Here is an 18,157-nt window from a genome sequence, read left to right on the forward strand (position 1 = left end):
TACCTTGGCTATTACTATGTTAAATGCAGTAAACTTTCTTATCTTATTTCCTTTTTTAATGGCAGTGATCATAGGTTTTCTTAAAAAGGCAAGTCCTTTGAGAAGCGCAGTTATTATAATTGGCGGATTTTCAATTATGGTAACTGCTATTTATGTTGCTGTTAATGTTCTTACATCCGGGGATACATCCCGGTTTGTATACCTGGAACACACGCATGTGCCTGATATGCTCGTTATTGCCGGCGAGATTTTCCTTATGGGTCTTGTATGTTTTCTTAGCATTAAATACAAAAAGTATTATGCTATTATCTTTTCTCTTGTTGGAACCATTCCGGTACTTTGGATGGATCTTACAGGAAAGGCTGTAGAGGGCAATACACATATTCGTATTGATACTTTTGCAGCTGTTATGTATCTGATCGTAGGTATTGTTGGTATTCTTATTTGCATCTATGCATCAGGATATATGAAGGACTATCATCATCATCACACAGATGTGCAGGATCGTTCTAATTATTTCCTTGCTCTTATGTTTGTATTCCTTGGTGCAATGTTCGGACTTATTTCTTCTGATAATCTTGGCTGGATCTATTTCTTCTGGGAGATCACAAGTGTATGTTCATTCCTCATGATTGGTTATACAAGAACACAGGAAGCTGTAGACAATTCTTTCAGAGCTCTGTGGATGAACCTTCTTGGTGGATGTGGTTTTGCTGCAGGTCTTTTGTACTGCAATTTAAATCCGGAATTACAGATTTCTAATCTCAGCCAGGTTACACATACTTCAGCACCAGCTATTGTCATTGTGCCTGTAACATTATTCGCATTTGCAGCTTTGACAAAGAGTGCACAGTTCCCATTCTCAAGATGGCTTCTTGGCGCCATGGTTGCACCTACACCATCTAGTGCGCTTCTTCACTCAGCTACGATGGTAAAGATTGGTGTGTATATGCTCATCAGAGTAGCACCTGTCATGGCTGGAACTCTTACCGGAATCATGATAACCGTTATTGGCGGTTTCACATTCTTTGCAGCATCACTTCTTGCTATTACAGTTAGTGATGGTAAAAAGGTTCTTGCTTATTCAACAATCTCAAACCTTGGACTTATTACAGCCTGTGCCGGAACCGGTACTACTGAAGGTGTTTGGGCTGCTGTAATGCTTGTTTTGTTCCATGCTGTTTCTAAGTCACTTCTGTTCCAGACAGTTGGTGATATCGAGAACTGTATGCACAGCCGTGATATCGAGGATATGCATGGTCTTATCATCAAGCTTCCAAGACTTGCTTTCATTATGATCATTGGTATTTGTGGAATGTTCATGGCTCCATTTGGAATGCTTGTTTCAAAGTGGGCTGCTCTTAAATCATTCGTTGATTCAGGTTCAGTATGGCTTGTTCTTTTCCTTGTTTTTGGTTCAGGAAGTACATTGTTCTACTGGGCAAAATGGCTTGGTAAGATCTGTACAGTTATTCACCAGTCATTTGAGCTTGAAGATACAACTCCCAGAAGTGAAATGGTATCTATTTTCCCATTAACATCTCTTATTGTTATCATGTGCTTCGCATTTCCATGGATGTCAGGTCATATGATTCAGCCTATTCTTGATGAGGCTTATCATACAAGTATTCCTGATGTTATCGGCGGCAGTGATATCATTATCATGATGATAATGGTTGCAATGGTATTTATGATTCCTATCGGAGCAAGATTCTTGTCAATTGGTAAGAATTCCAAGATGACAATGTCTTATGTTGCAGGTGTTAATGCAGGAGATGACAGACACTATATTGACTCTTTTGGAAAAGAGAGAGCTCTTTATATGTCTAACTGGTATATGACAGATTACTTTGGTGAAAAGAAACTTCTCAAACCTTGTATTTACATAGCTACTGTTCTTGTTGCAGTAATGCTTATCATTGTTGTTGGAGGTGCTTTCTAATGTCTATGATCATACTTAAGGCTGTACTTTATATTATTTTGGCACCACTTATTGGAGGACTTCTTTCAGGAGTAGACCGTGTTATTTCTGCTCGTATGCAGGGTAGACAGGGGCCTCCGGTTTTCCAGCCATTTTACGATGTATATAAGCTTCTTAACAAGCAGACAACCGTTGTTAACAGCATTCAGGTTTTGTTTGTTACAGGTTACCTTATCATGACAATCTTTACAGGTACATTGTTCTTTGCAGGCGGAGATATGCTTTTGGTTTTCTTTGCTCTTTCAATGGCCGAAGTTGTTATGGTTATGGCTGCATTTTCTACTAATGGTCCTTACAGTATCATGGGTGCTCAGCGTGAGCTTTTACAGATGATGTGTTATGAGCCTATGACACTTTTGGTAGCAATTGGTTTTTATTATGCAAACGGAAGCTTTATGGTAAATGATCTGATCCAGGCAAGGGTTCCTGCAATCGTTCAGATCCCTGGTTTCTTTATAGGATTTGTATTTATTCTTATAATCAAACTTCGTAAATCACCTTTTGATCTTAGTACTTCACATCATATGCATCAGGAAATGGTTAAAGGTCTTACTACCGATCTTTCAGGTAATAACCTTGCATTTGTTGAGATAGCAGAGTGGTATGACACAGTACTTATGATGGGTATTGTTGGAATGTTCTTCTTAACAGCAAATCCTATCAGCAGAGTTTGGGCTCTTATTGCATGTGCAGTTGTATTTTTCCTTGAGACACTGATTGATAATCTGTTCCCTCGTGTAAAATACATTACAATGCTCAAAGTTACATGGTCAGTAATTTTAGTTTTTGCAGGTACAAATCTGCTTATTCTTAATGTGCTTAAATAACACGGGAAGGGAATGTGAGATCAATGAAAATATCTAAATCACCATGGGTGTTACATTATGATGCATCCAGCTGCAATGGCTGTGATATAGAAGTTCTTGCCACAATGACTCCACTTTATGACGTAGAGCGTTTTGGTATTATAAATACTGGTAATCCTAAACACGCTGATGTTTTACTTTTAACTGGTGGCATCAATGCTCAGACAGCCCCTGTAGTAAGACAGTTATATAATATGATGCCTGATCCAAAGGTTGTTGTTGCCTGCGGAATTTGCGCATGCGACGGCGGTATCTTTAAAGAGTGTTACAACATTTTAGGAGGAGCTGATAAAGTAGTTCCTGTTGATGTATATGTTCCTGGATGCGCTGTAAGACCTGAAGCCCTTATTGAAGGAGTTGTTAAGGCTGTTGGCATTCTTGAAGAAAAGAGAAAGAAACTTAAAGAATCAATGAAACAGGGCTATTGTACTGTTGATTACAGTAAGATGGCTGTTCATATGACTGCTGATGACTATGATCCGAGCACACAGTATGATGCAGTTCTTACTGAAGAAGCTTTAAGAGAGCAGGCTGAAGAAAAGATCAAGGCTACAGCAAAGCCTGCACCAAAGCCTGTTGCGCCTGCAGCTCCAGCTGCAAATGCTGCTAAGCCTGTTAATGCTCAGGCAGCCCCAGTTGCAACCAATAATGCTGAGAAAGGAGATAATAAATAATGAATACAGAATTTATTAATGTCAATCCTGAAAGCATTATAGATGAATCTCAGAAGCTTAAGTTTAATGGTTATCATCTTATGCAGCAGTGTGCTACAAGAATACCTGATGGATATGAGCTTATTTATTCTTTTGGAAAAGAGCTTGAGGTTAAACAGCTTAAGATAACTCTTCCTGAAGAGAATGAAATATCAAGTATAACAAGTATTTTCCCATGTGCTTTCATATATGAGAATGAAATGCATGACCTTTTTGGTGTAAAGGTTAAGATGATAAATATAGACTATGAGGGTAAGCTTTATCGCACAGCGATAGAGACACCATTTAAGTAATTGGAGGAACTGTAATGTCTACTAGAAGTGTTATTCCATTTGGACCCCAGCATCCGGTTCTTCCGGAACCAATACATCTGGACCTTGTTATGGAGGATGAGAAGGTTATTGAAGCTATCCCTTCAATAGGTTTCATTCACAGAGGTCTTGAAAAGCTGGTTGATAAAAAAGATTTTAATGAGATGGTTTATGTAGCCGAGCGTATTTGCGGTATCTGCTCACTTGGCCATGGACTTGGATATTCAGAAGCTGTTGAACATATTATGGATATTGATGTTCCTGCAAGAGCAAAATATCTTAGAACTATCTGGTCAGAGCTTTCAAGAATCCATTCACATCTTCTTTGGCTTGGCCTTTTGGCTGATGCCTTTGGATTTGAGTCTCTTTACATGGATTGCTGGAGACTTAGAGAGGATGCCCTTGATATGTTTGAGGCATCTACAGGCGGAAGAGTTATTTTCTCTGTTATGAAGATCGGTGGTATAAGAAGAGATGTATCTGATGAAATGCTTAAAGATTTTTATCAGAGAATAAATAAAATGGAAGAGGATCTTAAGGCTATTGCTAAGCCATTCCTTAATGATGCTGCTGTTCAGACACGACTTCGTGGCGTTGGTATACTTACTCCTGAACAGGCTGACGCACTTGGATGTACAGGACCTTTCCTTAGAGCAAGCGGAATCAGTCGTGATATTAGATCAACAGGATACTGTGCTTACGGCGATATTGATTTTGAGCCAATTATTTCTACAGAGGGTGATTCATATGCCCGTACTGAATGCCGTATCAAGGAGATTTTCCAGGCATTTGATATTATTCGTCAGTGTATCGACAAAATTCCTTCAGGAGATATTGATGTTCCTGTTAAGGGTATGCCAAATGGCGAATATATGATGAGAATCGAGCAGCCAAGAGGAGAAGCTCTTTATTATGTAAAGGCTAACGGAACAAAGTTCATAGACAGAATGAGAGTTAGAACTCCCACATTTGCAAACCTTTCAGGCCTTGTTGAGACATTAAAGGGATGCGATCTGGCAGATGTACCTATTCTTGTACTTACTATTGATCCTTGTATCAGTTGTACTGAAAGATAATGAAATATTTATTTGGGATGGAGATTAGAGATGGCATTTGTAAGTTTTAAGAAAACAATTCTTCGTAACCTTGTATCAAAGCCATATACAAGAAAGGCAGAAAAGCAATTTCCTGAAGGTACCAGGGGACATGTTGAAAATGATATGGACGTATGTGTCCTTTGCGGCCTTTGCTCAATTAAGTGCCCAACACATGCGATCACTGTAGATAAGGCAGCAAAGACATGGTCTATCAGACCTATGAGCTGCATACAGTGCAGATGTTGTGTTGATAATTGTCCTAAGAAATGTCTTTCAATGGGTGTCAGATTCCAGGAACCCGGCGATGAGAAGATTACTAAGACTTTTAAACAGTCAGAGAAGGCAATTGCAGCTCAGGAAGCTTTGATGAAGGCTGCAAAAGAGCGTGCGGCTGCTGCAGCTGCAGCTAAGGCTGCTGCCGCAAATGCAAACGGAGGAGCTGCAAACGCTAATCCTGCTGCTACAGCAAATACACAAGAAAAGAAAGATTGATGACAGAAAAAATCTTAGTCAAAGGGGCGGTGCAGGGAGTAGGCTACCGCCCTTTTGTTTTAAAAAAAGCAATTGAATATGGTCTTAAAGGGCAGGTAAAGAATATAGGAGCTGCAGTAGAGATCATTGTTTCCGGCTTGGAAAAAACTATAGATGATTTTTGCGATGAGCTTAAAAATGTTCAGCCTGAAGGTTCATTTGTATTAGATATTGTCAGAGAAAAGCTTAATGAAAGCAATTATTCTTTTAATGATTTTGCTATTGTAGAAAGCTCAGTTGTGGACCTTAAATCTGAACTTCCAATAGTATTACCTGACATAGGTATCTGCGATAAATGCCTTAATGAGATGCTTTCAAAAGACGATAGGAGATATAGATATCCGCTGATAAGCTGTGCTTCATGTGGGCCTCGTATCAGTGTTTTGGATTCTCTTCCCTATGACAGACATACGACCACAATGGTCGATTTTGAAATGTGTCCTAACTGCCTTTCGGAGTATAAAAGTGGACGTAGAAGGCATGCACAGACAATTTCCTGTCATGATTGTGGCCCTTTCATGATTCTTGACTACTATAACGGGGCAGAATCTGTTCACCTTGAAAGGGAAGATGCTGTGAAAAAAGCAATTTCTCTTTTAAACGAAGGTAAGATCATAGGACTAAAGGGTGTATCTGGTTATCAGCTTATATGTAAGCCTGAGAATCCTGTTGCTTTACGTTTAAGACAGATAAAAGGCAGAGAGAATAAGCCTTTTGCTGTTATGTTTTCGACAGTTGATAGTATAAAAAAATACGCTGAAGTTAACGAGAAGGAAGAAGAGCTTTTATTGTCTTTGGCAAGACCTATTGTTTTATTAAATAAAAAGCAGGACTTTCCTTATGAAGTCTGCAAGGACAGTAATTATATAGGGGCTTTTTTGCCATCAGCAGGCATACACAGATTATTAACTGATGAAGTTGGTCCACTAATCTGTACAAGCGCCAATATTTCTGGTCAGCCCATAATTATTGATCATGATTCTTTTGACCAAAAACTAATGGATGGATCAAAAGAATATTATGTTGACGGAGTTCTTTTCCATAAAAGAAGGATAAATCAGCCTCAGGATGATTCTGTGGTATTTGTTATCCAAAATGAGAACGGGGAGTATTCTTCCCAGTTTATCAGAAGGGCAAGAGGTTTTTCACCGCTTCCTATAATCTGCAAAGGCTCAGATAATAACACTTCAACTATTTGTTTTGGTGGAGACCTAAAGAGCACATTTTCGTTTGCCAAAAAAGACAGAGTTGTTCTTAGCCAGTTTATAGGCGATTTAGAAGATGCTGACACATATGAGCTTTTTAATAAACTAATAAAAAGAAATTCAGATCTTTTTTCATTTGTTCCAAGGAGAGCTGTTTGCGATAAGCATCCTTTGTATTTTTCATCAAAATATGCAAAAGAATATGCAGAAAAAAGGAACATAGAACTGATAAGATTGCAGCATCATTATGCTCATGTTTTATCCGTAATGGCAGAAAATGAATTAAGATCATGTATTGGAATTGCCTTTGATGGTACAGGCTTTGGCGATGACGATAAAGTCTGGGGCGGAGAAGTTTTTCTGTGTAATGGCACAGATTATACGAGAAAGAGCCACTTATCATATATTAAGCTTATGGGCGGAGATGCAGCACCCAAGAAGGCAAATATTGTAAAAGAATGCTATGAGATAGCTCTTAATGATAACGGCAGTGATATCGTTAAGGCTGCTCTTAAAAATAATATAAATACTTATGAAACTTCCAGTGTCGGAAGATTATTTGACTGCGTATGTGCACTTTTGGGAATAAAGGACTATAATTCATTCGAAGGTGAGTGCGCGATCTTACTTGAAAAAGAAGCTTCGCTCTGTGATGGAAGTCATTTTCCTTTGTTTGATGTAAAAATCATCGAAAATGAAGAAGGAGAAATTATATTCGATCAGCTTGATCTTTTTTCACAGATAAAGGGATGTATTGCAGATGGAAGTTTTGAAACAAAGGACATTGCATATGGTTTTCATTTAGCTTTGTCTTATTATATCGTGAAAATATGTAGTATACTTAGAAGCAATGTCAAGGAATCAAAAGTTTGTTTGTCCGGAGGAGTATTTGCGAACCGGATACTTTTAAAGAATACAATAGCTCTTTTGACAAAAGAGGGATTTGATGTTTATTGGAACAGGCTTGTTCCGTCAGGGGATGCTGGAATTGCCCTTGGACAGGCATATTATGGATTATTGAAAGAGGATTAGATATGTGCGTTGCAATACCGGGAAAAGTTATTAAGATAGATGGAACAAAGGCTACTGTCGATTTTAGCGGTAATACGGTTATAGCAGAAGCAGGCCTTGTAAACGTTAAGGTTGGCGACAGGGTTTTGGTTCATGCAGGCTGCATCATTCAGACTATGGATGATAAAACGGCTGATGAGATGGAAGAATTATTTAATGAAATTGAGGATTTGACTGTTTAATGGGATCAATTACTTTTGAAGAAATTCTTGATAAATTAAAGAACTATGATGGTGAAGAAGTGCATATTATGGAGGTTTGCGGCACTCATACCGCAGCAATCTCAGAAAATGGTATCCCTTCAATGCTGTCTCCAAAGATAAAGCTCATTTCAGGACCCGGTTGTCCTGTCTGTGTTACAGTTACAGCTGTAATTGACAGACTTGTCGAGCTTTCAATGGAAGAAAATACTATTGTACTTACCTTTGGAGATCTTATAAGGGTAAGGGGAACACATAAGTCACTAGCCGATGCAAAGGCGGATGGCGGTCACGTGAGAATGGTTTATTCTCCAATGGAAACTGTTAAGCTTGCAAAGGAAGATCCTTCACATACATATGTTTTTGCTGCAATTGGCTTTGAGACCACAACCCCTGTGTACGCAATGGTATTAGAAGAAGCGGTAAAAGAAAATGTTAAAAACCTAAAGCTTTTGACATCACTTAAAACTATGCCTGAAGTTATCAGATGGGTAGTGAAAAATGGCGGCGGAATTGATGGCTTTATTGCCCCGGGACATGTATGTGCAGTCACAGGAAGTGATACCTTCAAAGAATTGTCTGATGAACTGGGAATTCCTTTTGTGGTTTCTGGTTTTGAAGGTAAACAGCTTATCATGACAATATATGCTCTTTTACAGATGAAAGGTAAATCCGGTATAAAGAATCTGTACAAGAATGTAGTGACAGAGGAAGGAAATACTAAAGCTAAAGAAGTCGTTGAAAAGTATTTTGAAGTATCAGATGCCTCCTGGCGTGGCATGGGTAAAATAAAAGGATCAGGCATGGCTTTGATAAAAGAATATGCTGATTTTGATGCCGGAAGCATAGGACTTGACGAGGATCATATGCCTCCTGGATGTTGCTGTGCAAGCGTACTTGTAGGTAAATTAAAGCCCTATGAATGTCCTTTATTTGGAAAAACATGTACACCGGATAATGCTCATGGAGCCTGCATGGTATCAACAGAAGGCAGTTGTTATAATTATTTTGTATCAGGAAGAAGATAGGAACAGATTATGAAGATTACAATGGCACATGGAAGTGGCGGTGAGTCAACTTCCGCTTTGATCAGAGATATATTTGCTAAACATTTTCACAACGAAATACTTGATAAGCTTGAGGATTCTGCAGTTGTAAAAGGGTGTGGCAGACTTGCAGTTACTACTGACAGTTTTGTTGTTACTCCTATTGAATTTCCGGGCGGAGATATAGGAAGGTTGTCTGTTTGCGGAACAGTCAATGATCTTCTCATGAGCGGTGCAAAGCCAATGTACCTTACCTGTGGCTGCATCCTTGAAGAAGGCCTTGATATGGATGTTTTGGACAGAGTAATAAGTTCTATGGCCAATACGGCAAACGAAGCCGGAATAAAGATAATTACTGGTGATACTAAGGTAATTGAAAATAAAGGAGGCGAGCCTGGACTTATTATAAATACGTCAGGCGTTGGATTTATTTCTGATTCTCTTGATGTTCCCGGTCCATTTAAATTGCAGAATGGTGATAAAATAATCATATCCGGTAATCTTGGTGATCATCATGCAGCCATTTTAGGTTCAAGAATGGGAATTCAGAATAATATAAAGTCAGATGCAGCACCTCTTGTTGAGATGGTAAAGGGACTTTTAGATAATAATGTTGAAGTGCATGCCATGCGTGATGTTACAAGAGGCGGCCTGGGAACTGTATTAAATGAGTTCTGCGAAAGTTCAAAATGTTCAATAGACCTTTTTGAAGATAGAATGCCTGTTTCACCTGCAGTAAAAGATTTTTGCGGACTTCTTGGCTTGGATCCTATGTATATGGGTAATGAGGGAAAGATGGTTCTTTCAGTAGCGGCTAATGATGTTGAAAAAGCTCTTTCTATTATAAAAAAGTCAAAATACGGTGAAAATGCCTGCGTGATTGGTGAGGTACGTAAAATAAAAGGATCAGCCGATAAAAATAATGTGGTTCTTAACACCAAAATTGGCGGGAAACGTATAATTGGTCTGATGTATGGAGAGGGACTTCCAAGAATTTGCTAAATGATGTAAAATATATGTCGTAACTTTCGTTTTCTTGAAAGGATAAGTATTTAATGGAATTTAAAAGAATCAATAAGGATACCGTAACTTGTATCATCACAGAAGATGATATGGACGAGCAGGGAATCAAGCTCGAGGATTTATTTGAAAAGAAAAAAGAAGCAATGGATTTTTTACATGATGTAATGCGCAAGGCTCAGGAAGAGGTTGATTATAAGCCAACCGGTTCATTTATGCCTATGCAGATTACAGTTTTACCTGATCACTCCATTTCTTTGACACTTTCTGAAAATGCTTCAGCTTCATTTGGCGAGATACTTAAAAATCTTACTGAAAAAGCTGGAATCACAATACCTAAAAATGTATTGGAAGATATCGGTGACTCAGAAAACGGAGACCGAATAAACAGATTAAATGAATACTTGAAGAGCCTGAAACAGTTTACCAATTCCGTAAAAAATATTATGGAAGAATCTGGTTTGGCTGAAAATCATGATAAGATTCCGATAAATCAGAATACTTCAGCTGCTGATAATAAAGAGAAAGCAGATAAGATCACAAACAGTGCTTCCAAGAAAAACAAAGATAAAGAGCGACTTAAGTTCCACGAATATGTTTTCTCTTTTGGCAATATCAATACTGTTATTGAGTTTTGTAAAAAGGCACCTTCAGATCTTAATATTTCAAGCTCTCTCTATAAAAATGAGAAGGATGGCAAGTATTATCTGGATTTAAAGAGACTTGATGAAGAACCAAAAGTATTTGCGTCACTATTTACAATGGCATATGAGTTTGGCCATTTTCAGGCATCAAATCAGCATGTGATCGCACATATCCGTGAGTCTTATGACCTGATCATTAAGGATGATGCAATAAATTCTTTGGCGCAAGTTTAAGAAAACTAATGAATTATGAGTCGAGCGTATATGACGAATATATGCTCGACTTTTAAATTATTATTGTGGTTAGGTATTTTCATGAGATTAAATAAATACATTGCCAGCTGCGGCGTATGCTCCAGGAGAGAGGCAGATAAGTTAATAGATGAAGGAAGAGTCACTATAAATGGTGAGAAAGCAGTATTTGGTATTGATGTAACTAATAATGATATTGTTTTTGTTGATGGCAAAAAGATAGAGCTTCAAGATGAAAAGATAGTGATCGCATATTATAAACCGGTTGGTGTCACTTGTACTGAAAAAGATAAATATGCAGAAAAGACAGTTATAGAAGATATTGGTTTTGACAAAAGAGTTACCTATGCAGGAAGACTTGATAAAGATTCAGAGGGACTTCTTCTTATGTCCAATGACGGAGAACTTATAAATGCGATGATGAAAGGCTCTATGAAGCATGAGAAAGAGTATGAAGTCACTGTAGATATAGATGTGACTGGAGATTTTTTAAAAGCCATGTCTTTGGGCATGTATTTAGAGGAAATTGATAGAAGAACAAGGCCCTGTGAAGTAAAAAAGACAGGCAAAAGATCTTTTAACATCATCCTTACGCAAGGTCTTAACAGACAGATCCGAAGAATGTGTGCAGCTTTAGGAGCAAATGTAGTTAAACTAAAAAGAATAAGAGTTATGAGCGTGAAATTAAAGGACTATGATCTAAGACCCGGGAAATATGTGGTTCTTTCAGAACAGGTGGTAAAAAAACTCTATAAAGATGCTGGAATTGCCAGATAAATAATAATATACTGTTAGTATTATAGTTTTTTGGGAGTTTGTATGGATAAAGAATTGATCAGGAAAGAATATGATGATTTGGTAAAAGAAATCAAACATCATATGGATTTATATTATAATCAGGATGAGCCTGAAATCTCAGATTATGAGTATGATAAACTCATGCAGAGGCTTAAAGAAATTGAAAAGGAAAATCCTGAATTTGTTACAAAGACTTCTCCAAGCCAGATTATTGGCGGAACTACAAAGAGAGAAGCCGGAGTTAAGGTAACTCATAATGTACCTATGCTTTCTATTGAGGACGTTTTCAATAAAGAAGACGTTTCTGCCTGGATAGAGAAGGTACATCTTATGCATCCCGATGCTTTATTTTCTGTTGAACAGAAAATTGACGGTCTTAGTATGTCGCTTAGATATACAAAAGATGAATCTGATGGCAAACTTCATCTTTCTCTTGCAGAGACGAGAGGCGATGGTCTTATCGGCGAGGATGTTACTTTAAATGCTCTTGTGATACCTGATGTTAAGCAGGTTCTTGAACTTCCCTATGATTATCTTGAGCTTCGTGGTGAAGTATATATGTCACACGAAAGTTTTGATACATTCAATGAGCAGCAGGAAAAGCTTGGCAAAAAGCTTTCTGCTAATCCCAGAAACCTGGCAGCCGGAACTTTAAGACAACTTGATCCTGAAATTACAAGATCAAGAGGCCTTAAGATGTTCATTTTTAATATCCAGGATGGACCAATGGAACTTATGCAGTCCCATTGTAAAGGACTTGATATACTTGAAAATGCAGGTGTTAAGACTGTTTTTCACAAAAAATGCAGTACAGCAGCAGATGTTTTAAATGCTATTGATACAATTGGTGACATGAGAGAAAACCTGGATTTTGACCTGGACGGCGCTGTTATAAAAATAGATCAGGTTCAGTGGAGAAATGATTTTCCATCAGGTTCAAAGTACTCCAGCGGACATATAGCATATAAGTATCCGCCTGAAGAAAGAGTTGTTGTTATGGATGAAATCCTTGTAGATGTGGGAAGAACCGGCAAGCTTACATTTACCGGCAGCTTCCACGACAAGGAAACCGGTAAGCCTGCCAGGCTCTGCGGTACCAGTGTTTCAAGAGCAACTCTCCATAATCAGGACTATATAAATGAAATGCAGATTGGAGTTGGTGGTGAGTACAAGCTTTTCAAAAGCGGTGAGATTATTCCAAAGCTTAACGGCTGCGTGAAGAAACCAGAAATTGTATATAAAGCTCCCGATAAATGCCCTGTTTGTGGCGGCCATTTATTTAGAGAAGAAGATACTGCTGATATCAGATGTGTTAATCCTACTTGCCCTGCCCAGGTTACAAGAACAATTTCATACTTTACTTCAAGAGATGCCATGAATATCATGGGACTGGGTGATACACTAGTAGAAGCACTTGTTTCAGAAGGCTTTTTAAAAAGCTATGCTGATATCTACCATTTATTTGAGCATAGAGATGTTCTGATTGAAAAGGGAATTATCGGTAAAGAGAAAAATACTGATAAGCTTCTTGCGGAAATAGAAAAGTCAAAAGAAAACGATCCGGTAAGACTTCTTACTGGACTTGCTATCAGAAATGTCGGTAAGTCAACAGCAAGAGAAATCATGAAACATTTTGACAATCTTCTTGATCTTAAGAAAGTTTCAAAGGACGGCTTTTTACAGATTCCTGATATTGGTGAGACTACAGCAGAGGATTTATATGATTTCTTCCATGATGAGAACAATCTTTCTATCATTGATGAGATGGAAAAGATGGGGCTTAATATGGTTGTTACAAAAGACAAAGATGCATCTGATAAACTTTCAGGTCTGACCATTGTAGTTACAGGAACATTGCCTACTCTTGGAAGAAAAGAGGCAGAAGAGCTCATTGTTAAAAACGGTGGCAAAGCTTCAGGAAGCGTATCGAAAAAAACATCGCTTGTTCTTGCAGGTGAAGCTGCAGGAAGTAAGCTTACAAAAGCCAATGATCTTGGAATCAAAGTAATTGATGAAGCTCAGTTTTTAGACATGATCAAATAAATAATACGGAGTGATGAAAAATGCCAATTAAGATTAAAAATGATCTACCTGCGAGGGAAATCCTTGAACAGGAAAACATATTTGCTGTTGATGAGAACAGAGCCCTGCATCAGGACATCAGATCTTTACAGATCTGTATTCTTAATCTTATGCCATTAAAAGAAGATACTGAATTACAGTTACTTAGATCTATGTCCAATACTCCTTTGCAGATTGATGTTTCTTTTATGCAAATGAGTTCCCACCATTCATCAAATACGTCGCCTAACCATCTTAACAGATTTTATCATCCTTTCGATGAGTTAAAGGAGAATACCTATGATGGTCTGATTATAACGGGTGCACCAGTTGAACAGCTTGATTTTGAACAAGTTGACTATTGGGATGAACTCTGCAGAGTATTTGAGTGGTCAAAAACAAATGTAACATCAACATTCCACATCTGCTGGGGAGCACAGGCAGGAATTTATTATCACTATGGAATAGATAAAAAACCATTGCCTGAAAAGAGATTTGGTATTTACAAGCATAGGGTAATGAACAGGAAAGTGCCTTTAGTCAGGGGATTTGATGATGTGTTTTCAATGCCTCATTCAAGGCATACAGAGACTCCTTCACAGGCAATTCATGATTGCGAGGATCTTGTTGTTCTTGCAGAATCTGATGTGGCTGGAATTTTCCTTTGCATGAATAAATCAGGAAGCCAGATATTTGCAATGGGACATGCAGAGTATGACAGATTAACTCTTGATAGTGAGTATAAAAGAGACTTGTCAAAAGGCCTTGATATCAAAATGCCTATTAATTATTATCCTGATGATAATCCTGAAAATGTGCCGGATCTTTTATGGAGAAGTCATGCAAATATTCTTTACACGAACTGGTTAAATTACTACGTATACCAAAACACACCTTATCAATGGGGACAGATATTAGACGAAGAAAAAAGAAAGCTCGCATCTAAGATGCTGACTAAAATAATGTAAGTGAGGGAGAAAAATGGAACTTAGGAATATTTATACCTGCTTTCCGGGAGGAAAACACAAAGTATTAACACTTAGCTATGATGATGGCAAAATTGCTGACAGAAGACTTGTTTCATTATTCAATGAGTATGGACTTAAGGGAACTTTTAATGTTAATTCAGGCCTTGTAGACAGACCATATACTAATGCATATGATGAGCGTATTCCAGTTTCAGAGTATAAAGACCTTTATACGGGACATGAAGTTGCTTGTCACACTGTCTTACATCCTACGATTGCAAGAAGCCCCAAGGAGCAGATGGTGCTTCAGGTAATAGAGGATAGAAGAAAGCTTGAAGAAGCACTAGGTTACACTGTAAGGGGGCTCGCATATCCTAATGGTTCATGTGATGACAATGTAGTTGATGCTTTAAAGGCATGTGGTATCAGACATGCAAGAACAGTTCATTCAACTTTAGGATTTTCGATGCCGTCTGATTATCTTAGATGGAACCCTACATGCAGTCACAAAAATGAAGCATTGGATAGACTTTCTGAAGAATTTATTAATCTTCATAAAACACAGTATCTGTACATGATGTATGTATGGGGACACAGTTATGAATTTGAAATCGATAATAATTGGCATGTTATCGAGAACTTTGCTAAAAAAGTTGGAAAAAAAGATGATATTTGGTATGCAACAAATATCGAGATTGTTGATTATATGGATGCTGCATCAAGAGTACAGGTATCTGTAAATGGAGATTTTGCATATAATCCAAGTGCCATAAGTGTATGGTTGGAAGTTGATAAAAAACATATCGAACTCAAACCAGGACTAACATCTACGTTATAAATTTATAATATTTTAAGGGCATCGCTATCATTGTTTTTTCTATTAAAATAAGTTAAAATATATATGTTAGGTCGTTTATTTTATTGGAGATAGTTTAGACAAGGAGAATTATCATATGGCCCTTAATGTTGAGAACGATGACCTTGAAGTAAAGACAGATACAAAAAAGAAACCTACAAAGAAGACTAAAGAGATGCTAGAAGAAAATGCTAAACAGATAGAAGAGCTCAAGGCTCTTCAGACAGAATTGGATCATGAGCTTGATGCACTTGATCAGGATGAAAAAGAACTTGGTGAAAGATCTGCCCTTAATCTAATTGTTACACATAAAAAGTTTGGTGAAGGCACAGTCATCACTCAAGATGGTAAGTACATAGAAGTGAAGTTTAATGATGTTGTTAAAAAATTTGTGCTTCCAGGTTGTTTCGCTGATAAATTTCTTGAGCTTGAAGATGAAGATATCTACGATTATTATGTAAAAGCTAATGAGATTCATAAGAAACGTATGAATGCTGAGCTTAAGACAAAATCAGCAACCTTCGCTATTCAGCGTCATGAAGATGCCATCGAAAAATTAAATGCCAAATTTAAATAATTGAGTATTTATATAAGGGGCTGTCGCACTAATTTAGTGTGACAGCATTCTTGGCACCCAGCCCCTCAGGCATCTGCACAGAAATGTTTGTGTTCGTCTACGGTGTGATTTTCTAAAACTCATTAAGCATCAAATGCCTCATTTCGACGTTGCTCAGAGAAATCGGCATTTGATGCTTTCTTCGTTTTGAAAATCATCATCCTCGTCCGAGAACTGCACATTTCTGTACAGACGTCCGAGGGGCTGGTATGTCAATAAATATCTTCACATAACAACACAAAAACCAGACTTCGAAAAGCCTGGTTTTGCTGTAAAATTAGTTTATGCAACTAAACAAAATCTTACAAGGAGATTATACAGTATCTTCCTTGTATCATCAAATCAAACTTCCGCTCGACATAGAAATATCTATTCCCTCTGATGATCCGGTGCGCCTGGTTAGTGCATTTGTGGAGGAGATGAATCTTTCTGATCTTTATAAGACTTATGACAGAATCAGAAAGAATCAGGCCTCACCGCGTCAGATGCTTAAGATTGTGATCTATGCTGCAATGAACAGAATCTATTCAAGTCGTGATATTGAGTCTGCCTGCAAGAGAGACATTAATTTCATGTACCTTCTAGACGGAGCACCTGCTCCTGATCATTCCACCATAGCAAGATTTATATCAATTCATCTCTCACAGTGCGCCAAGCAGATCATGGCACAGGTAGGAACCATACTGCTGGAACTTGGTGAGATTTCAGGCGAAAACATCTTCATTGACGGAACCAAGATAGAGTCAGTGGCCAACAAGTATACCTTTGTATGGAAGAAAGCTGTATCAAAAAACATGATAAAGCTGACTGAAAAGATATGTGTTTTCTGTGCCGAATGTGAAGAACTCTATGGGATAAAAGTAGTCTATAACAACCAAATCTCATTACATACATTGAAACGGCTTAGGAAGAAGCTTTGTAAACTCAAGGATGATGAAGGGATTGAGTTCGTGCATGGTATTGGAAAAAGAAAGACTCCGCTCCAGCGTTCAATAGAAAAACTTGAAGAACACATAGAAAAGCTCAAAGAATACAACCATAAACTTTATGTATGTGGCACCAGAAACAGTTATTCAAAGACTGATACAGATGCAACATTCATGAGGATGAAGGAAGATGCTATGCTCAATGGCCAGCTTAAGCCAGCATATAACCTGCAACATGGAGTGGATTCAGAGTATGTCACATGGCTGAATGTATTCCCGGCTCCAACAGATACCATTACGCTGATTCCGTTCCTTAAAGACATGGAGGAACATCTTACATTCAAGTATAAAAATATCGTTGCTGATGCAGGCTATGAAAGTGAAGAGAATTATATATTTATCGAATCAAATGAGCAAACTGCATACATCAAGCCTCAGAATTATGAGCTTTCGAAAACAAGAAAGTTCCGGCATGACATTAGCAGACGTGAAAACATGGACTATGATCCCGAATCAGACAGCTACATATGTAGAAATGGCAAACAGCTCACTGCAGTATCCAAGAGAACCCAAAAAACAGCAACGGGATATCAGCGGGAAGTAACTATATATGAGTGCGAAAGCTGCAACAACTGTCCATACAAGAAAGACTGTATTAAAGGCAATAACTGCAAGACCGCGTTTGAAGACAGAAACAAGAAGCTTTCCGTTTCAAGAAAAATGGAAGAAAAACGAGCAGAATGTCTTGAACGGATAACCAGCGATTACGGAACTCAGCTGAGAATGAACCGTAGTATTCAGGCGGAAGGATCATTCGCAAACGTGAAAGAAGACATGAACTTCAGAAGATATCTGTATCGTGGAAAAGAAAATGTTCTTGCACAGAGCATACTTCTGGCAATCGGCTATGACATAAATAAGCTGCATCACAAGATTGCTTCTGAGCGAACCGGAACACACCTGTTTGAATTGAAAAAAACCTCATAATTTTTGAT

17 protein-coding genes are annotated in these 18,157 nt (G+C 38.0%); all 17 read left to right on the top strand.

Features of this window, described 5'->3' with window-relative positions:
- The first annotated feature begins 16 nt into the window (after positions 1-16).
- The 17 genes from BM146_RS02115 (at position 17) to BM146_RS02195 (ending at position 18,149) form a co-directional block, all read left to right on the top strand.
- Positions 17-1,942: an NADH-quinone oxidoreductase subunit 5 family protein gene (locus tag BM146_RS02115; protein ID WP_074883878.1), complete on the top strand. Its 1,926-nt coding sequence runs from the start codon at positions 17-19 to the stop codon at positions 1,940-1,942.
- On the top strand, positions 1,942-2,808 hold the full coding sequence (locus BM146_RS02120; protein ID WP_074883645.1) for a respiratory chain complex I subunit 1 family protein: 867 nt from the start codon (positions 1,942-1,944) through the stop codon (positions 2,806-2,808). Before BM146_RS02115 ends, BM146_RS02120 begins: the two co-directional genes overlap by 1 nt.
- Before the next feature lie 23 nt (positions 2,809-2,831).
- Positions 2,832-3,521 carry an NADH-quinone oxidoreductase subunit B family protein gene (locus BM146_RS20265; RefSeq protein ID WP_074883648.1) on the top strand — a complete coding sequence of 230 codons (690 nt, stop codon included), beginning with the start codon at positions 2,832-2,834 and terminating at the stop codon, positions 3,519-3,521.
- Entirely contained in the window at positions 3,521-3,853 is a 333-nt protein-coding gene (locus BM146_RS02130) for an NADH-quinone oxidoreductase subunit C (protein WP_022773946.1), read from the top strand. Before BM146_RS20265 ends, BM146_RS02130 begins: the two co-directional genes overlap by 1 nt.
- A gap of 14 nt (positions 3,854-3,867) precedes the next feature.
- Positions 3,868-4,947: a hydrogenase large subunit gene (locus BM146_RS02135; RefSeq protein WP_074883651.1), complete on the top strand. Its 1,080-nt coding sequence runs from the start codon at positions 3,868-3,870 to the stop codon at positions 4,945-4,947.
- A gap of 30 nt (positions 4,948-4,977) precedes the next feature.
- Positions 4,978-5,460, top strand: a complete 483-nt coding sequence (locus BM146_RS02140) for a 4Fe-4S dicluster domain-containing protein (RefSeq protein ID WP_074883654.1) — start codon at positions 4,978-4,980, stop codon at positions 5,458-5,460.
- Positions 5,460-7,736, top strand: coding sequence for a carbamoyltransferase HypF (gene hypF / locus BM146_RS02145; RefSeq protein WP_074883657.1), 2,277 nt, complete (start codon positions 5,460-5,462; stop codon positions 7,734-7,736). Before BM146_RS02140 ends, hypF begins: the two co-directional genes overlap by 1 nt.
- 2 nt (positions 7,737-7,738) lie before the next feature.
- Entirely contained in the window at positions 7,739-7,957 is a 219-nt protein-coding gene (locus BM146_RS02150) for a HypC/HybG/HupF family hydrogenase formation chaperone (RefSeq protein ID WP_074883659.1), read from the top strand.
- Positions 7,957-9,003, top strand: coding sequence for a hydrogenase formation protein HypD (gene hypD / locus BM146_RS02155; RefSeq protein ID WP_074883662.1), 1,047 nt, complete (start codon positions 7,957-7,959; stop codon positions 9,001-9,003). The genes BM146_RS02150 and hypD overlap by 1 nt, the downstream gene beginning before the upstream one ends.
- Before the next feature lie 9 nt (positions 9,004-9,012).
- A complete protein-coding gene (gene hypE / locus BM146_RS02160) occupies positions 9,013-10,023 on the top strand; it encodes a hydrogenase expression/formation protein HypE (RefSeq protein WP_074883665.1) in 1,011 nt (336 codons plus the stop codon).
- Positions 10,024-10,076: 53 nt separating this feature from the next.
- Entirely contained in the window at positions 10,077-10,919 is an 843-nt protein-coding gene (locus BM146_RS02165) for an adaptor protein MecA (RefSeq protein ID WP_074883668.1), read from the top strand.
- Positions 10,920-11,000: 81 nt separating this feature from the next.
- Positions 11,001-11,714, top strand: coding sequence for a pseudouridine synthase (locus tag BM146_RS02170; protein WP_143087401.1), 714 nt, complete (start codon positions 11,001-11,003; stop codon positions 11,712-11,714).
- 42 nt (positions 11,715-11,756) lie between these two features.
- The gene (gene ligA, locus BM146_RS02175) at positions 11,757-13,778 is read left to right on the top strand and encodes an NAD-dependent DNA ligase LigA (RefSeq protein ID WP_074883676.1); all 2,022 of its coding nucleotides are present in this window, start codon (positions 11,757-11,759) and stop codon (positions 13,776-13,778) included.
- A 20-nt stretch (positions 13,779-13,798) separates the two neighbouring features.
- Positions 13,799-14,764 carry a homoserine O-acetyltransferase MetA gene (gene metA / locus BM146_RS02180; protein ID WP_074883677.1) on the top strand — a complete coding sequence of 322 codons (966 nt, stop codon included), beginning with the start codon at positions 13,799-13,801 and terminating at the stop codon, positions 14,762-14,764.
- A 13-nt stretch (positions 14,765-14,777) separates the two neighbouring features.
- Positions 14,778-15,602 (top strand): polysaccharide deacetylase family protein, encoded by an 825-nt coding sequence (locus BM146_RS02185; RefSeq protein ID WP_074883679.1) that lies wholly within the window; start codon positions 14,778-14,780, stop codon positions 15,600-15,602.
- A 115-nt stretch (positions 15,603-15,717) separates the two neighbouring features.
- On the top strand, positions 15,718-16,197 hold the full coding sequence (locus tag BM146_RS02190) for a hypothetical protein (RefSeq protein ID WP_074883682.1): 480 nt from the start codon (positions 15,718-15,720) through the stop codon (positions 16,195-16,197).
- Positions 16,198-16,520: 323 nt separating this feature from the next.
- Positions 16,521-18,149, top strand: a complete 1,629-nt coding sequence (locus BM146_RS02195) for an IS1182 family transposase (RefSeq protein ID WP_074883686.1) — start codon at positions 16,521-16,523, stop codon at positions 18,147-18,149.
- Positions 18,150-18,157 lie beyond the last annotated feature (8 nt).

The sequence above is a fragment of the Butyrivibrio proteoclasticus genome, from assembly GCF_900115735.1.
GTDB lineage: Bacteria > Bacillota > Clostridia > Lachnospirales > Lachnospiraceae > Butyrivibrio > Butyrivibrio proteoclasticus_B.

What these genes read in the sequence shown, in the direction of transcription:
- BM146_RS02165 (WP_074883668.1), top strand. Translation starts at nt 10,077, where the DNA reads ATGGAATTTAAAAGAATCAATAAGGATACCGTAACTTGTATCATCACA.
- hypD (WP_074883662.1), top strand. Translation starts at nt 7,957, where the DNA reads ATGGGATCAATTACTTTTGAAGAAATTCTTGATAAATTAAAGAACTAT.
- BM146_RS02170 (WP_143087401.1), top strand. Translation starts at nt 11,001, where the DNA reads ATGAGATTAAATAAATACATTGCCAGCTGCGGCGTATGCTCCAGGAGA.
- hypF (WP_074883657.1), top strand. Translation starts at nt 5,460, where the DNA reads ATGACAGAAAAAATCTTAGTCAAAGGGGCGGTGCAGGGAGTAGGCTAC.
- BM146_RS02135 (WP_074883651.1), top strand. Translation starts at nt 3,868, where the DNA reads ATGTCTACTAGAAGTGTTATTCCATTTGGACCCCAGCATCCGGTTCTT.
- BM146_RS02115 (WP_074883878.1), top strand. Translation starts at nt 17, where the DNA reads ATGTTAAATGCAGTAAACTTTCTTATCTTATTTCCTTTTTTAATGGCA.
- ligA (WP_074883676.1), top strand. Translation starts at nt 11,757, where the DNA reads ATGGATAAAGAATTGATCAGGAAAGAATATGATGATTTGGTAAAAGAA.
- BM146_RS02120 (WP_074883645.1), top strand. Translation starts at nt 1,942, where the DNA reads ATGTCTATGATCATACTTAAGGCTGTACTTTATATTATTTTGGCACCA.
- hypE (WP_074883665.1), top strand. Translation starts at nt 9,013, where the DNA reads ATGAAGATTACAATGGCACATGGAAGTGGCGGTGAGTCAACTTCCGCT.
- metA (WP_074883677.1), top strand. Translation starts at nt 13,799, where the DNA reads ATGCCAATTAAGATTAAAAATGATCTACCTGCGAGGGAAATCCTTGAA.
- BM146_RS02190 (WP_074883682.1), top strand. Translation starts at nt 15,718, where the DNA reads ATGGCCCTTAATGTTGAGAACGATGACCTTGAAGTAAAGACAGATACA.
- BM146_RS20265 (WP_074883648.1), top strand. Translation starts at nt 2,832, where the DNA reads ATGAAAATATCTAAATCACCATGGGTGTTACATTATGATGCATCCAGC.
- BM146_RS02185 (WP_074883679.1), top strand. Translation starts at nt 14,778, where the DNA reads ATGGAACTTAGGAATATTTATACCTGCTTTCCGGGAGGAAAACACAAA.
- BM146_RS02195 (WP_074883686.1), top strand. Translation starts at nt 16,521, where the DNA reads ATGCAACTAAACAAAATCTTACAAGGAGATTATACAGTATCTTCCTTG.
- BM146_RS02140 (WP_074883654.1), top strand. Translation starts at nt 4,978, where the DNA reads ATGGCATTTGTAAGTTTTAAGAAAACAATTCTTCGTAACCTTGTATCA.
- BM146_RS02150 (WP_074883659.1), top strand. Translation starts at nt 7,739, where the DNA reads ATGTGCGTTGCAATACCGGGAAAAGTTATTAAGATAGATGGAACAAAG.
- BM146_RS02130 (WP_022773946.1), top strand. Translation starts at nt 3,521, where the DNA reads ATGAATACAGAATTTATTAATGTCAATCCTGAAAGCATTATAGATGAA.